The organism is Ruegeria sp. C6, assembly GCF_056537625.1.
Window position 1 is genome coordinate 403,316 of sequence record NZ_JBQFRW010000002.1, and the last position, 15,989, is coordinate 419,304.

General features: G+C 56.0%; 11 protein-coding genes. 10 read left to right on the forward strand and 1 reads right to left on the reverse strand.

From position 1 onward, the window contains the following. Window positions 1-7: 7 nt before the first annotated feature. The 10 genes from ACR0MJ_RS09465 (at window position 8) to ACR0MJ_RS09510 (ending at window position 13,282) form a co-directional block, all read left to right on the forward strand. Window positions 8-1,657 (forward strand): dynamin family protein, encoded by a 1,650-nt coding sequence (locus ACR0MJ_RS09465; protein WP_480760798.1) that lies wholly within the window; start codon window positions 8-10, stop codon window positions 1,655-1,657. 25 nt (window positions 1,658-1,682) lie between these two features. Further along, complete coding sequence (locus tag ACR0MJ_RS09470; RefSeq protein WP_170393925.1) at window positions 1,683-2,084, forward strand: hypothetical protein; 402 nt, start codon at window positions 1,683-1,685, stop codon at window positions 2,082-2,084. Window positions 2,085-2,106: 22 nt separating this feature from the next. Beyond that, a complete protein-coding gene (locus tag ACR0MJ_RS09475; RefSeq protein ID WP_480760799.1) occupies window positions 2,107-2,970 on the forward strand; it encodes a hypothetical protein in 864 nt (287 codons plus the stop codon). A 68-nt stretch (window positions 2,971-3,038) separates the two neighbouring features. Beyond that, window positions 3,039-5,081 carry a dynamin family protein gene (locus ACR0MJ_RS09480; protein WP_480760800.1) on the forward strand — a complete coding sequence of 681 codons (2,043 nt, stop codon included), beginning with the start codon at window positions 3,039-3,041 and terminating at the stop codon, window positions 5,079-5,081. Next, window positions 5,078-6,367, forward strand: a complete 1,290-nt coding sequence (locus ACR0MJ_RS09485) for a dynamin family protein (protein WP_480760801.1) — start codon at window positions 5,078-5,080, stop codon at window positions 6,365-6,367. Before ACR0MJ_RS09480 ends, ACR0MJ_RS09485 begins: the two co-directional genes overlap by 4 nt. 340 nt (window positions 6,368-6,707) lie before the next feature. After that, a complete protein-coding gene (locus tag ACR0MJ_RS09490) occupies window positions 6,708-8,891 on the forward strand; it encodes a serine/threonine protein kinase (protein WP_170818333.1) in 2,184 nt (727 codons plus the stop codon). 199 nt (window positions 8,892-9,090) lie between these two features. Then, the gene (locus ACR0MJ_RS09495) at window positions 9,091-10,068 is read left to right on the forward strand and encodes an FHA domain-containing protein (protein WP_480760802.1); all 978 of its coding nucleotides are present in this window, start codon (window positions 9,091-9,093) and stop codon (window positions 10,066-10,068) included. Then, the gene (locus ACR0MJ_RS09500) at window positions 10,068-10,847 is read left to right on the forward strand and encodes a PP2C family protein-serine/threonine phosphatase (protein WP_480760803.1); all 780 of its coding nucleotides are present in this window, start codon (window positions 10,068-10,070) and stop codon (window positions 10,845-10,847) included. The genes ACR0MJ_RS09495 and ACR0MJ_RS09500 overlap by 1 nt, the downstream gene beginning before the upstream one ends. 22 nt (window positions 10,848-10,869) lie before the next feature. Further along, on the forward strand, window positions 10,870-12,132 hold the full coding sequence (locus ACR0MJ_RS09505) for a peptidoglycan-binding protein LysM (RefSeq protein WP_480760804.1): 1,263 nt from the start codon (window positions 10,870-10,872) through the stop codon (window positions 12,130-12,132). 43 nt (window positions 12,133-12,175) lie between these two features. Continuing rightward, window positions 12,176-13,282 carry a transporter substrate-binding domain-containing protein gene (locus tag ACR0MJ_RS09510; RefSeq protein WP_170393909.1) on the forward strand — a complete coding sequence of 369 codons (1,107 nt, stop codon included), beginning with the start codon at window positions 12,176-12,178 and terminating at the stop codon, window positions 13,280-13,282. Between the two features lie 383 nt (window positions 13,283-13,665). On the opposite strand, the gene ACR0MJ_RS09515 is transcribed toward ACR0MJ_RS09510, so the two are convergent. Further along, window positions 13,666-15,879, reverse strand: coding sequence for an NADP-dependent isocitrate dehydrogenase (locus ACR0MJ_RS09515; RefSeq protein ID WP_170407323.1), 2,214 nt, complete (start codon window positions 15,877-15,879; stop codon window positions 13,666-13,668). Window positions 15,880-15,989 lie beyond the last annotated feature (110 nt).

Sequence of the window (15,989 nt, forward strand, 5' to 3'; positions counted from 1 at the left end):
AAGAGTTATGGTAAAAGAATCACAAACCCGCTTCGTCTCTCCCAAGGCTTGGAACCGCATCGAGCAGTGGTCCCGCCGCAAACCTGTGTTTGCGCTCATGGGGGAATTCAGTGCAGGCAAATCGACGTTGATGAATTTCCTGCTGCGCAAACAGGCACTGCCGACGCAGGTCACAGCCACGCAACTGCCGCCGATCTGGTTCAGTTGGGGCAATCGACCCGCCTATATCAAACGCCATGATGGTAGTACGCAGAATATCGAATTGGATCAGCTTGAACAGGTTGGTGTCAACGACGCCCAGTTCATTCGCATCTTCCTTGAAGCCGACATTCTTGAGGCGGTCGACCTGATCGACACACCCGGCATTTCGGACCCGAAGATTTCGACGGATGTCTGGCAACGCGCAGTTGGCCAGGCCAATGGTGTGTTGTGGTGCACGCACTCGACCCAAGCTTGGCGCGAAACTGAACGTGCCACATGGGTTTCGCTGCCGGAACGGCTGCAGCATAAATCGCTTTTGCTGGTGACGCGCGCAGATGCATTGAATCAGAAAGACCGGCAGAAGGTCTTGCGCCGCGTAAATCGCGAAGCGGGTCATTTGTTCAATCGCACGATCCTGTTCTCGGCCCGTGATGCTATCATGGCCCGTGACAAAACCGGTGACGCCGAGCTGTGGTCACGCAGCGGCGGCGGCAAGATGGTCGACAGTTTCCTTGAGATCACTGAGCAGATCATGGACAGCCGTGCGGATATGCTGTCGCGCTATCAAATTGACAAATCCCTGTCAGACGCACCCAAAGTTCAGCCATCGCGGCCCGAGAAAACCTCTGGCGATGCACCGCTGAAACTTGTCACGCCGATGGAAGATGACTCTGCCGAGAATGATGTGGTTACAAGTTTCCCGGTACGCCCTGCCCGCGTGGAGCGTCGCACCGAGGAGTCGGGACAGGCGCGGATTGATGCAGAAGAAGCCGAGCGGATGCGCGCGAAAATGGCTACCGAAGCGGAGCCTGCTGATGAAGACTTACGTGCCTTGTTCTCTGACAAGACGGAAGATCCGCTGGATCTGAACCTCTTGGCAAATCCCATCACCGACGTGGATGAGTTTGATTTCATGGATGAAGATGATGAGGAAGAGCAGGAAGATGCCGAACTGATCGTCTTGGGCGAAGAAGAGGACGAAGCGGAAGCAGTCGAAGCTGCGGACACCGAACAAGAGCCGTCGGAAGACGCCGAAGAATCATCAGATATCGAAGTATCGGTTTCGTCGATTACGGCCCTGTTGGCGGAACAGTCGGAAAACTCGGCAGACGAATATGAACCGGAGCCCGAATCGAATGCGCTGGCTCCAAACCGCGTCGTATCAATGGTGGGTGAAGCTGCTGCCGAAGAGATTGAAGATGCAGCCGATGACAAGGCAGATGATTTGGGCGATCGCCTCATAGAAACGCCACTCAGTGCTGCAGCAATGTGGGGTGAAATCGTGGCGCGTGAGAACCTGCCTGACGATGCAAATGGCCTGAAAAGCGCCTTTGCAGCATTCTTGTCCGAGTTTGACCAGATTGCGTTGGAACATGACGCTAAGCGGAATCAAGACATACCGCGCGCCGTTTCTGAGGCTCGCAAAAACGGCGGAGCGGAGTGGCATGCGATTTAGATTAAACCCGAAGGTGGGCATCTGAATGTCGATTGAATCTGCTCTGGCTTCGGCCATCGAAACCATACCCGACTGCATCGCAGCCGGGTATGTCGACATGGAGACCGGCATGTTATTGGGCGTCGACGCGTCGGACCAAGACAGCGCTGATGCGCTCGAAAATCTCGCACTTGCAGTAGCTAATCTGTTTCAGGGACGCGGTATGAAGGGATTCGAAGAACTCCTGCGTGCGGCAAAAATCGACGATACTGAACACCCCGGATTTGGGGAAATCGCGGTGTTCTCAAACGACCGGCTGCACATCTTTCTCAGGACAACAGAATATCCTGATCACGTGGTATGCTATATCTGCCGCGACAGCGCGAATGTCGGGCTGGCGCTTACGAAATCACATCTCAGCCTCGGGCCGGTGGCGGCCGCGGTGTAGACGGGACCAGAGGGGGTCACGCATGATGGATAGTGAAATACTGGATATGCTCGAAGGGATCGGGCGGACTTCGGTCGCGCGCTTATCGCCTGCAATCTACCTATCGGGTAGCAGCGCACTGTTACGCCGGAATGAGATGCTGGGGGCCATCCGGGGCACGATCTTGCCTCGGCGTTTGGAATTTACGGCGGCTGACGGGGCAACTTTGGCTATCGAAGTCAACAGCTCTCGGGTCACCGACGTGTTCCGCTGTGCTTCGGGCCCTGTCCCGGATTTTGAAACCGAAGCACGCGAAAAACTGATCGAACGACTGGCGCAATTGGTGTCGGAAATTGCAACGGCACCCGGCCCGCTTGAGTTGGTTTCTCTGCGCCCGGATACGGCGCTTGAGGCTGATGACGTAGGGGTTACCTTTTCGGAGGTCGAAGCGGCCTGCGCGCGGATTGAACTAACCGAAGAGCCGCGCATGGCCATCGTTTCCGACCAGACCTTAAAACCGGAAGCTCAGCCAGAAACTGCGTCACAAGGCGCCACCAGTATTGCCGGAAAATTCTTTGAGGGCGCGGATCGGTTCGCATTAGGTCGAATACTGATTGGGTCGACTGAAGACGAGATGCAATTTGACGGGTTGTGTGCGCAGGGCCAAGACGCACATCCGGACACGGATATATTGGCCCGATTCACCCGGGATCTGGCGGGATGGCAGGCCGATGGTTCCGATGCTTTAACTGATCCACAGCTGATCGTCATTCGCCCGACAGGTGGACAAGGCGCGGGTCTCGCCATCTTGTGCGACGGTCAGGAAACCGCCGCCGCCGTTCATGACGCCCGCAAGCTGGGCGCTGTCGTCAACCTATGGAAAACATTGAATAGCGCCGTTGAATAACCGCGTTCCTGCCAAATAGTGTCCACTTTGCAAAGTTAAACAAAATACGAGTTACCAGGGTAAATCTTATGAGTGAGTTAAACCGCCGCGAGCTTATTCGCATCGCAGAAGACATGAACGGGACGAGCAATGACGAAACGCGTCACTTCATCTCGCGCATCGTTGACGACTTGTCGAACCTCAAGCCTTCGATAGCATTCGTAGGTCAAATCAAGGCCGGAAAATCGCGCTTGATCAACGGTTTCACCGGGCATGCAGAATATCTACCCTCGGACGTGAACCCATGGACGACAGTGATCACCGACATGCATTTCGGTCATCCGTCCGGTCGGACGTCGGGCGCCGAGTTTCATTTCTTCGACAATCGCCAATGGCAGGCCCTGATCGCCGAAGGTGAAGAGTTGCGCAACATGTTCCCTGATGAAGAGGACAGCTACAAGCGCGAGATGATCGAAGAGCAGGTCGAGGCAATGAAAACCCGCGCCAAGCTACGCTTGGGCGAAAGCTATAAGCACCTGCTTGGCGAGCATCACGATCTGGATGAACTGACCTCGGATGACCTGGCGCGCTATGTCTGTGCCGGGGATGACCCGACAGATGAAGACCAGTATGACCCCGGTTCAGATCGGGGCCTTTACAGCGACATCACCCGTAAGGCCGAGGTCTATTTTGACATTGGCCATTTTCCGTATCCGGTGACAGTCACAGACACACCCGGTGTCAATGACCCGCTGCTGATCCGTGAAGAGATCTCGCGCCAGTATCTCAAGGAATCCGACTTTTTCGTCGTCGTGCTGTCTGCGCATCAGGCGTTGTCGCGGGCCGATCTGAAGCTATTCCGCCTGATGCAAGCGCTAGAGCTTGGTCAGATCGTGGTCTTCGTCAACCGCGTGGACGAATTGGGTGGTGGCGCCGAAGATGCCGGCAAGGTGCGCACTGACGTATTGGATGGGCTTGAACAGGCGCTTGGCAACTCGGAGATTGACGTTCTGATGGGCAGCGCCCAATGGGCCCATTATGCGCTGACCGGGGATGAAACCGGAATCGACCATGATCAGATATTGGCGTGGTTGAGGGCGCATCCCGAACAGATGAAGCAATATCTTGACGGCGTCGAAGAGATCAAACAAGGTCCCGGCCCCATCAGCCGCGAAGGTGTATTGCGATTTGCCGCGATGATCGCGTCGGGCTTGCCCGATCTGCGCCGTCATGTGACCAAAGCCCTGACCGAAGGACCGCGCCAAGAACAGCTTAATATTGCGTGGCAGCACCTCAACAGTTTTGCCCAAGGTGAGCTTGAGCGCAGCACTGCGCGGCTTCGTGCGATTGAAGAAAAGGATGGTCCCGACACAGCGGATGTCGAAGAAAACAACAAAACGCTTTCTGAGTTGCGCGCGCTAGTTGAAGATAAATCCAAGGCCATCACCAATGATATGGACGATGTATTGGCCAATTTGCGGGGCGTTATGGATGACACCGTCGCCGAGGCTGTCTCGATCGTTGTGCGCGGCCCTGATGGGCAATCGCCTTTGCTGGCCAAAGACGGAGATACCGAGCTGAACTTTACGCCTCTGCGTGAGCGGATGCGCGAGCTTGTCCAGGGCGCGACCCAGGTGGTGCGGCAGCGTATGCTTAGTGAGCTTTACGCAATCGATATGCAGACCAATGCTGCTTTGCGCGCCCTGCCCGGATGGCAGGAGCCCGTGGACAATCGCATGAATACCAGCGCGGTGCGTTGGTTCCGTCCGAATACAAGCGCGCTGACGCGTGGCATTACGGTTGAGTTGCGTGTGACATGGCTGTCGCGACTGATATCGCGTCGCAGTGTGTTGAACCGCGCCGAACGGATGATCGTTCAAGAGTTTGAGATGATCGGAGACGATCTTGTAGATACCGCCAGAAGCGACCTGATCGAACGGATGAAAACCGTTCTTGACCATTATATGGCGCTGCTGGCCGGGCATCTGGAACATCGCGCAGGCCCCGATGGGTCGAACGCGCGCGCCGAAGCGCAACGTGCGGTTGACCAAGCGCGGCGCATCAGCGATGAACTAGGGGCGGTGCACGGAACTGCACCCGTGGACACTCGACAGGCAGAGGCCGCAGAATGATTGAATTCCCCGGAACCGAGAAGGAAGTGCGCCAGCTAGAGCGTTTCCTGACCGCCACCGAAAATGCGCACTCATCGGCAGAGCTGGATGATATGCGCGCCCGCGCGCTGGCCCATGCCGAGCGGCTTTCGAACGCGGTTTCCATTGGTTTTGCCGGGGAGTTTGGAGCCGGAAAGTCCAGCCTTGCCAACATGCTGGCGGGGGCAGACATTCTGCCCACCGGGCCGCAGCATCTGAAATTGCCCCTGGTGATCGTGGCCTATGCCGATACGCCTGAGACAACCGTTGGTTGGTGGGACAAGGAACCCAAAGTCTATTCCGGTATAGCGCTGGAAAAGGCAGCGGCGGATGAACCCGATTTCATCTCGGTCGGGTTGAATACCCCTGCCCTGCAGGAGATTTCGCTGTTTGATTTGCCCGGTGCCGGTGCACTGGATGATACCTACAAACAGACTCTAAATTTGCTCGACTATGTGGATTGTGCGATCTGGTGCACCAATGGCACCAACGCCTGGCGTGAAACCGAACGCCATTTGTGGTCGCAGGTCCCTCAAAAGCTGCGCGATAACAGCTTGTTGGCTGTAACACATGCCGATTTGCCTCCGGTGCGGGATGCTCTGGATCGGGTAGTCGCACGCCTGAACAAGGAGAAGGGCGATTTGTTTCGCGCGGTTGTGACCATCGGCACCCCGGTAGCGGTACGGGCCATGGAACAAGAGCCTGAACCCGACTTTGCTTTGTGGGAAACCTGTGGCGGGCAGAACTTGGCAGAACAGGTTTTGCACATAGCCTCTGATCACCGTCGCCATGATCTTGAGGCCGCCCAAAAAGATCTGGCTGAAGAGTTTATGCCTTATCTGGAGAACCTTACTGGTGCGGCTTCGACAGATCGCGCTGAGGCCGACGGCAATACTGTGCAGGCAAGCCTAGAGGCCGCCCTGCCCCCCCTGGACAATCCGATCCTTGAAGACTGGCTTGCGGCCATCGCCAGCATTTACAACGATCTGCGTGAAAGCTCGGATATTGAACCCGCGGCCTTCCTGCAAAGCTGTCAGGAAATCGTCGAGGATTTTGCCGAAAGGTTAGAATCTGGTACCGAAATCGATCCCAAAGCAGACTGGGTTCCGGCCGAGTTTGAAAAGGCCACTGACCTGTTGCTGTTGCTGCAGTTTGAAACCGGGGACGCACCGCTGAAGGATGCAATAAGCATTCTCGCACAACTCAGCGACAATCTGGCTTGGGCGGGCAGCTCTGTTGCGTCGGCGCCCCCAAAAACCGGCACATAAGTTTTTCCCGCTTGAATTGAGCCGCATCGCAGCGATTCGAAGCGTTCGGAATCAGCGCGATATTGTTTCGAATTCGTGGACCAAGCGTCTATTTCGGCGGTATAGAATCCATTTCTTCCATCAGGCAAACACAACATATTGTGGGATGAGAGTCTGGACTCAATATATAGGCGATTTCGATTTTTGTGATCCATAGTGAAGCCATCAGGCGGCCCCAATAAAGTCAAATTTGAAACGTCTAACCGTCTTAAGTGTCCTGCGGTTGTGTTTGGTTGTGAGTTCGCGGGCTGAAGCCCTGGTTATCTATGCCGCAATAAACGAGTAGAATGGGCGGGAAGAAATGAGCCACAACCAGGCGGTCGGCGCAACGCACGACGAACCTCAGATCGAAGGATTGCAGCCAGGCGCAAAGCTGCTGCGCGGACAGTATGAAATCCTCCGGTTCCTAAGCAACGGCGGGTTTGGGATCACCTATCTCGCGCGCGATAGTCTGGATCGCGATGTGGTCATCAAAGAATGCTATCCGGGGGCGCTCTGCCAGCGGAATGGTGATCTGGTCGAACCTGCCAACCCCGACCACAAAGAAGACCTGCGCGCCATTATCGACCTGTTCATTCAGGAAGCACGCAACCACGCGCGGCTGGTTCATCCCAACATCGTCGACGTGCATCAGGTGTTTGAGGACAACGACACCGCTTATATCGCGATGGACCTGATCCGCGGATGCGATCTGCTGGATTATGTCGAAAAACCCGAAAACAAGAGCGGACCGGACTTTATCGTTCAGGTCACCGAAAAAATGCTGTCTGCGGTGTCGTTCATTCACCAAAGTGGCATGCTACATCGCGATATTTCACCCGACAATATCCTGATCGATGAGAATGGCGAACCCATCCTGATCGACTTTGGCGCAGCACGCGAGCAGGCGGCACACAAGTCAGCGGCGCTATTGACGCTGCGCGTGATTAAGGACGGGTACTCGCCGCACGAATTTTATGTGCGTGGCGCGGATCAGGGCCCCAGCAGTGACCTCTATGTACTGGCTGCAACGCTGTATCATGCGATCAGCGGCGAGCGACCGATTGATGGCCAGACACGTTTGAATGCGTTCAACAACGGCCAAGACGATCCTTATGAACCGCTGACAGGGCGATTCAAAGGTTATCCTGACGGGTTCCTTGAGGCGATCGACAAAGCAATGGAAGTGCACGCCACTGACCGTGTGCAAACCGCATTGGACTGGCTGCGTATGTTCCGTGGTCCCGGTGTGATGTTCGACAGTTTCGCGTATCGCCCTGTTTCGGTCATTGTTGGCATGGATCGCAAAGACGAAGAGGCCGAAAAAGAACGGATCAAAGCCGAAAGCGAGAATGCGGAGGCCGTCGTGACCGCGCTGCTGGCCGGGAACTCTGATCTGGCCCTCGGGAACGAGGAAAAAACGGAAGACACTCTTGCTAAATTTGCACCTCAGGACGAGGCGGTTGCTGCAGTCGACACCGTTGTAAAAAGCGGCTCGGGCGGCAGTGGCAAGATGATCGCGGGTATCGCGATTGTATTGGCGGCTCTGGCCGGAGGTGGATACTTCGTAATGACGGGCGATCAGCAATCGCCCGAGGCAACTCCGGTGACTGCAGAGGCTCCGACTACTCCGGTGCCCGCAGAAGCAGCTCCGGAACCCGTCGAGCAGATCGCCGAAGCCACAACAGAGCCGCAACAGGCCGAAGTCGCTTTGGCATCAGAACCAGAAGCGGCGCAGGAACAACCTGTCGAGCAGGCTAATGAGGTGCCGGAAGCCGCCATTGTGTCAGAGCAGCAACCCGAAGAAATCGCTTTGGTGGAACCTGAAGAAGTGGAACCTGAAGTGACGGAACCTACGGTTGAAGACATCACACCCATCGCACCTGCGACGCCGGTAAATCTAGCCGAAAACCAGGTCGCATTTGGGCACTGGGATATTGAGATTCCATTCACGATGTCCAAGCGTCGCAGCTCGACCGGGAGTGTCATTGCCATCAATGGATTGAACGCCGGTCAAGATAGGTCGGTGATCGGGGATTGGGTCGAACGGGGCGCTACGATTTTTACTCTGAATGGTGAACCTATTCGTCCGGACACAACGCTTGCATCGTATGTTCTAGATAATTTCTCGGTCGATCCAGACGGGTATATCCGTGTAGCAGCGCGCTATCGCAGTCTGGGCGAAACGCGCGCGCAGAATGGATTGCTGGCCCTGCCCGCCTTCCGCAGTTTTGGCCTTCTGAACGGTTATTCGTTTGATGTGGCTCATGCGGGCGAGGCAGGTTGGCAAACCGTCGTCGCATCTGTTCCGGAAGAAGTTGCTGGCAGTTTGCAGCGGGGGGATGTGCTGCTGCGCGAAACACAGACTGGTGTCTCGATCAATGAGCCCGAGAGTCTGGACGGCATCCTTGCTCAACTTGTTTCCGACAACCAACCCGAGGCGCGCCTAAGCATTCTGCGCAACGGAGCTGAAAGTACTGCGGTCATGCAACTAACGCAGGAGTGATCGCCCAGTTGATGTGACTATCGCCAGGTCAGTGTGCTGGGGGTGCCGCCCATCGCGTCACCCCGTCGGGGACCAACCCGTCGCGACGTAAATGTTTCTCTGTTTCCTCTTCATCAGTGCCCTGCGCCTACGGCGAAGCGGTTTGTAGCAGTCCCGCGGGTAAAACCCCGCATCAGAAATCAAAGAAGGTGACGACACCATGTTCAAATACAAAAGCCCTCTGAGCCGGCTTCTAGAAGGTGCCGGAAAACCGAAAGAAGAAGATGCGGTGGAAACCGAAACCGAAACCGTTGCGGAAGCGGTCGAAACAGAAAGCGCCGCTCCGATTGCGGATTTCAACGCCCTGCGCGCGGCCCTTGCGGGTGGAAACGTTAGCTCGGACAGGTACGAGGAAGCAGACGAACTGATCCCCGAAGAACCGATGCCCGAGTTTTCGGAAGACCAGATCGAAGATCAGGCGACCGAAGAAGAAGTGGCCGAGGTTCAAGAGGTCGAAGAAGATGAACAGATTGTCACGCTTCATCTGACTGCGGAAGACGAGGTTCAGGACGATGAACCCGAAGTCACCGTAGAAGAACCAGAGGCCATCGAACCTGAAGTCGTATCTGAAGTTGCGGGCGAGGTGGAAATCGTCGGAGAACCCACACCGGAACCGGAGCCTGTTGATGTAACCCCGGAACCCGCCATGGTCGCACCTGCACCTGCACCGGCTGAAGATCGGCGTTCTCGTGTGAAGACGACGTTTTTGGGTTTCGAGCGTGCAGACACGCATGTTCAGGAGCTGATGGAAACAGCTGAGCCCGTTGAAAAGACAGAAGCGGCCGAACAGACATTCCCGGTTGGCTGGCTGGTCGTGACCGCCGGACCGGGTCGGGGTGCCGCGATTACCTTGACCGAGGGATTGATGCAGATCGGTCGGAATGACGATCAGGCTATTCAGCTGGATTTCGGCGACACCGGGATCTCTCGCAGCAATCACGCCGTCATCGCATATGACCCAGAGGACCGGAAATGCTATCTGGGCCATGGCGGCAAGGCCAACTTGGTGCGCCTGAATGGCAAGCCTGTGCTCAGCACCATAGCCTTGTCCAGCGGCGATCTGATCCGGATTAGCGAAACCTCGATCCGCTTCACCGCTTTCTGTGATGACGGCTTTGACTGGCGGGATGCCGATTAATGCTGGCGACCCCTGCATATGATATTGCCCTGATCCTGGACCAGGGTCAGCGCGACTCGCAGGAAGACGCGATTGCTGCGCGGGTCTCTGACGCGGCAGACGCGGGTTATGTCGTGATTGCCGACGGTATGGGTGGTCATGAAGCGGGTGAAGTCGCTTCGCAGTTGGTCATTTCAGCCTGGCGCAATGCGATGGATGCCCAGTTGGATGGGCCCGACCTTGCTGAGAGCGCACTGCTCGACGCTCTGCCGTTGGCCGCTATGCAGGCCAACGCCGCTATGGCGAGCCATAGTGAGGAAAACGAGGTCAATCTGGGCTCCACCCTTCTGGGCATGTTGATGCTGGATCAACGCGTATTCTGGATCTCGATCGGTGACAGTCCACTTTACCTGTTCCGCAATGATGCCCTGTCACAGGTCAACGAAGATCACTCGATGGCCCCGGTGATCGACGAACAGCTCGCACAAGGATTACTGAGCGCGGAAGAGGCGCAGGGCCATCCGGATCGTAACCAACTGACTTCGGTGATCATGGGGGCTGCGATTCCAAAAGTGGATTGTCCGGAACAACCATTGGCGCTGATTGCGGCAGATGTACTGATCCTTGGCAGTGATGGTCTGCAATATCTCGGCAATTCCGAGATCGAAACGCTGGTGCGCACGCATATTCATTCCCCGGCTCGCGATATTGCTGATGCGCTGCTTCAAGCACTGCATGCAAAGGCAGACCCGGATCAGGACAACATTTCAATCGCCGTGGTCAAACCGGCACAGACTTAGACAGGCAGTGAAACAGGACAAAATGCGAAACCATCTTATCATATCCACCCTCGCTCTTGCTGCTGCAACTGGTGCAGCATCGGCGCAAGAGGCGTGTTCGACTTATGAAATCCAGCCCGGTGACAGCTTGCGGGAACTGGCAATTGCCGTCTACGCGACGGAAGATTACCGGGTCATCTATGATGCGAACCGGGATACGATCGGGTCGAACCCCAATATCATTCGCGTCGGTGATGTTCTGACTTTCCCTTGTCTTGAAGATATCGGGCGCGCGGCGCAACTGCCGGATACCGAAGCTGGCCGCATGGCTGCCGAAATCGCCTCGGAACTGGTCAAAGCTGCCGAGGAACGGGCTGAAAAAGCCATTGCCGAGGCCGAAGCCCGCGTGGCCGCTGCAGAGGCCGAAGCTAAAAAGACCAGCGAAGAAGCCGTAGTCGCGGCCAAGGCTGCGGCCAAGAAAGAGATCGAAGCAGCGCGTGCGGAAGGTGCCGCATTGATCCGCAACGCGGATGGTGGCGAAAGCCCTGAAATTCGTGACCGTCAGATTTTGTTGATCACGGGTGGTAACTACGCCCCGTTTACGGATGAAGCGCTGCCAAATCGTGGGCTTTATACCAACCTGGTTGAAACCGCGATGCTGCGGGCCGCGCCCGAGCAGTCCTACAAGATTCAGTTCGTTAATGACTGGTCGTCGCATCTGGACCTATTGATGCCGACTCTCGCCTTTGACGCCACATTCCCTTGGTCGCGGCCGAACTGTGAACAAGCCGCTACGTTGTCCGAAAATGATCGTTCACGGTGCGAAACCTATAATTTCTCAAACCCATTCTACGAGGTCGTTGATACGTTCTTCGCAAAAAGCGGTTCGGGTTACGAAGAGACTCTGACTTATGCAGATTTCGCGGGCACAACGATTTGTAGGCCGGAAGGTTGGTCACTGTCGCATATGGATGCAGTTGGTCTTTACGAGCCTGCAATCACTTTGATGCGCCCCGTTTCACCCGATGATTGTTTTCGCGCAGTCATGGATGGCACAGCCGATATTGTCGCGATCGAAGCGCATCTGGCGGTCGAAGCAATCGGGCGTCTGGGCTACGAACATCAGATCATCGAAAACCCCAACCTAGCGGCAATCAAGTCGCTTAACGTCATGACCCACAAAGATAATCCGGATGGGGAAGCGATCCTTGAGACGCTCAACCAGGGTCTGGCGATCATGCAGCAATCAGGCGAGTGGCGCGACATCGTATCTACCGCACTGCGCTATCAAATGGAAAATGGCTAAGGCCTTGATTGGCCCAACGAAACAAAGTCTGGAGGAAGTGGACATGTTTAACAAGAAATTGAAGAAAGCAGTACTGTCGGCATCAGCCTTCACCGCCCTGAGCGCAGGTGCAGCCGCCGCTCAAGAGGCCTGCTCCAACTATACGGTTCAGGATGGTGACACATTGGCGACCATCGCCATTGCCGCCTACGGCACCTCAAACTATCAGCCGATCTTTAACGCTAACCGCAATGCAATCACCAATCCCGGTTCGCTAACCCCCGGTCTGGTACTGGCGCTGCCCTGTGAGGATGGCAGCCTGCCCAACGGTCAGAGCGCGCAAGAACTGATCGCTGCAGAAGAACAACGTGCTGCAAGCGTCAAGCGCTCGAATGTCTACGCGCCTCCGATCAAGATGGTCGCTGGCAACGGTTGGGAACCGTTCACTACTGAAGATCTGAGCGGCGGTGGCATTATGACCCGTCTGGCGACGACAAGCCTTCAGCGTGCTGGTAACAGCCGCGATTTCTCGGTCAGCTTTGTAGATGACTGGAGTTCGCATCTGGACACACTGTTGCCACTGGGTGCGTTTGATATTTCGATCGCGTGGACTGTACCGGATTGTACCAACCGCTCATATGAGTGGTCTGCAGAGACCGAAGCCCGGTGTACCCAATTTGTCGCTTCTGTTCCGGTATATGACATTGTCGGAGGTTTCTTCACTTTGCCTGAAAGCGAATACGCAAAGGCGACAGATTTCTCCGACCTTGAGGGCTCGACCGTTTGCCGCATGGCAGGCTGGAGCATGGTGGTGCTGGAAGAACAAGGGCTGAACCGCGAGAACACAACCGTGGTCCAACCCAATTCGGCTCGCGAATGTCTCGATGCCGTATTGACCGGTACGGCAGACGTGGCTGCATTCGAAGTCGATCTGTTTGCCTCGACAATGAAAGACATGGGTTTGACCTCGGCGGATATTGTTGAGAACCCGTATGTCTCGACACTGTCTTCGATGAGCTTCCTTGCACACCGCACCAATCCATTCGCGCGCGAGTACATCGCGATGATGAACAAGGGTTTGATCGAGATGCGCGAATCCGGCGAATGGTACGCGATTATTTCCGACACGCTGCGCGAACAAAATGAAAAGCTGAACGCAGCATCAAACTAATCCCTCGGTCGTTATGACCTTTCTTAGGGGCCGGTCTTCGGACTGGCCCTTTTTTTGTCGGTGGGTCAGAATCTTCAATGATAACGGCAAAGCCAACTGACTAGGCCTCAGACGTGACGCAGTCAGCATTTGGTCTTATTTGCACATACATAATGATTATTTTTATCCTTAATCGCTCATAAAAGGCGGCCGTCTACGGGAATCCCCGAATATTCAGCGTGAACGATAAGCGTAGGATGAATTCAACTGCACCGGTGAGGCGTAAGCCCCGCCACTCACTCAGAAAGAGGCTGGCTATGGGGGCTGGCCTTTTTCTTTTTCAGGGCACGAAAAACCGGCCCTCTTCGGACCGGTTTCTCTTTAGGCGTTTATGCAACCCTGGCTTATCCGATGATCGCATTCAGGGTTGCACTTGGCCGCATCACCGCAGCCGCTTTGGCCGGATCAGTGTGGTAGTATCCACCCAGATCGGCGGGTGCGCCCTGCGCTGCCGCCAACTCGGACAAAATCTGTTCTTCTTTGTCCGCCAACTCTTTCGCGAGCGGTGCAAACTCGGCGGCAAGTCCAGCATCATCGGATTGCCCCGCCAAAGCTTCGGCCCAGTAACGAGCGAACCAGTAGTGGCTATCGCGGTTATCCGGCTGGCCGACTTTGCGGCTGGGTGACTTGTTGTTATCCAAAATTCCCTGCGTGGCAGCCTCGGCAGCGGCGCCCAGGACGCCCGCTTTGGCGTTGCCCTTGCTGTCAGCGAGGAAGTTCAGGGATTCTCCGAGCGCACAGAATTCACCCATGGAGTCCCAGCGCAAGTGGTTTTCTTCAACCAGTTGCTGAACATGTTTCGGCGCCGAACCACCTGCACCGGTTTCGAACAGACCGCCACCATTCATCAGTTTAACGATTGATAGCATCTTGGCCGACGTCCCCAGTTCGAGGATCGGGAACAAGTCGGTCAGATAATCCCGCAATACGTTACCGGTGATGGCGATGCTGTCCTTGCCCGCCGTGATAGTTTCCAGCGACTGGCGGGTTGCTTCACGCGGGGCCATAGTCAAGAACTTGTCGGCCACGCCTGCAGCTTCAAGCGCTGGTTTGACATACTTGATCAGCTCGGCGTCATGTGCGCGGTTGGCATCCAGCCAAAAGATCGCCTCGGACCCGGTCAGGCGCTGACGGTCCATCGCCAGCTGGATCCAGTTCTCGATCGGGGCCTTCTTGACGGTGCAGGCGCGCCAGATGTCGCCCTTTTCGACGTCATGGGAATGCAGCGTTTCGCCATTGGCCAGAACGATACGGATTGTACCATCTGCGGGCGCTTCAAACGTCGTCGGGTGCGAGCCGTACTCCTCGGCCTTCTGCGCCATCAATCCAACGTTGGCGACGGCTCCTGCGGTAGCTGGGTTCAGTGCACCATTGGCTTTGAAGAAGTTGATGGCCTCATCATACACCGGTGCATAGCAACGGTCAGGGATCACACAGTTGGTATCGCCCTTGGCGCCGGTTTCGTCCCAACCCTTGCCGCCAGCACGGATCACTGCGGGCATCGAGGCGTCGATGATAACATCAGACGGGACATGCAGGTTGGTGATGCCACGGTCCGAGTCCACCATATACATCGACGGACGATCCCCTTTGATCGCATTGATTGCGGCGACGATGTCTGCGTTGCCCTGAACCCGCTCAAGCAGGTCCCCCAGACCCGAGTTCGGGTTTACACCCAGTGCGTCCAGCTCTGCACCGAATTTTTCGAACACGGGGGCAAGCCACGCCTTGACTGCATAGCCGAAGATAATCGGGTCACTGACCTTCATCATCGTCGCCTTCATGTGCAGCGAGAACATGGTGCCGTCTTTCTTGGTGTCCTCAATGGCTTCGGTCAGGAACGACGACAGCGCCTTGACCGACATGAATGTTGCGTCGGCCACAGTTCCTTCGGCCAGTGGCCAAGCGTCTTTCAGAACCGTAACGCTGCCATCTTTGCCCACAAACTCAATCTTGGCATCGCCGGCTTGCGCCGCAGTGATCGTTGCCGATTTCTCATTGGCGTAAAAATCATTGCCCGGCATCGAAGACACTTTGGTCTTGCTGTCCGCGCTCCACTCTCCCATCGAATGAGGGTTCTTCTGGGCATAGTTCTTCACAGCGCGCGCTGCGCGGCGATCGCTGTTGCCTTCGCGCAGGACCGGGTTCACGGCCGAACCCTTGATGGCGTCATAACGCGCACGGATCGCTTTTTCGTCGTCCGTCGAAGGCTCTTCGGGGTAGTTCGGAATGTCATAACCCTGTGATTGCAGCTCTTCGATGGCAGCCACCAGCTGGGGCACCGACGCCGAGATGTTGGGCAGTTTAATGACATTTGCGTCCGGTGTTTTCACCAGCTCACCTAAAGCAGCCAGGTCATCAGTAATACGCTGTTCGTCTGTCAGCTTTTCGGGGAAGGTCGCAATAATACGCCCGGCCAGCGAAATGTCTTTGGTTCCGACGCTGACACCGGCTGCTGACGCAAACTTGCGGATAATGGGCAGGAACGAGGCGCTCGCCAGCTCGGGCGCTTCGTCTACAATGGTATACAATACGTCGAAGTTCGATTTTTCTGCCATATTCCCTTACCTTTTTTTAGCCTTTCAGGGGCGTGCGATCCAAGAGCATGTGCCGCCGTGACATAGGCACCAATCCCAAAGGGGACATGACGGCCCCACGGGTGACTCTG

Bases quoted from the DNA above. Each gene is read 5' to 3' on its own strand.
- ACR0MJ_RS09505 (WP_480760804.1), top strand. From the start codon at position 10,870: ATGCGAAACCATCTTATCATATCCACCCTCGCTCTTGCTGCTGCAACT.
- ACR0MJ_RS09470 (WP_170393925.1), top strand. From the start codon at position 1,683: ATGTCGATTGAATCTGCTCTGGCTTCGGCCATCGAAACCATACCCGAC.
- ACR0MJ_RS09480 (WP_480760800.1), top strand. From the start codon at position 3,039: ATGAGTGAGTTAAACCGCCGCGAGCTTATTCGCATCGCAGAAGACATG.
- ACR0MJ_RS09490 (WP_170818333.1), top strand. From the start codon at position 6,708: ATGAGCCACAACCAGGCGGTCGGCGCAACGCACGACGAACCTCAGATC.
- ACR0MJ_RS09475 (WP_480760799.1), top strand. From the start codon at position 2,107: ATGATGGATAGTGAAATACTGGATATGCTCGAAGGGATCGGGCGGACT.
- ACR0MJ_RS09465 (WP_480760798.1), top strand. From the start codon at position 8: ATGGTAAAAGAATCACAAACCCGCTTCGTCTCTCCCAAGGCTTGGAAC.
- ACR0MJ_RS09510 (WP_170393909.1), top strand. From the start codon at position 12,176: ATGTTTAACAAGAAATTGAAGAAAGCAGTACTGTCGGCATCAGCCTTC.
- ACR0MJ_RS09515 (WP_170407323.1), bottom strand. From the start codon at position 15,879: ATGGCAGAAAAATCGAACTTCGACGTATTGTATACCATTGTAGACGAA.
- ACR0MJ_RS09500 (WP_480760803.1), top strand. From the start codon at position 10,068: ATGCTGGCGACCCCTGCATATGATATTGCCCTGATCCTGGACCAGGGT.
- ACR0MJ_RS09495 (WP_480760802.1), top strand. From the start codon at position 9,091: ATGTTCAAATACAAAAGCCCTCTGAGCCGGCTTCTAGAAGGTGCCGGA.
- ACR0MJ_RS09485 (WP_480760801.1), top strand. From the start codon at position 5,078: ATGATTGAATTCCCCGGAACCGAGAAGGAAGTGCGCCAGCTAGAGCGT.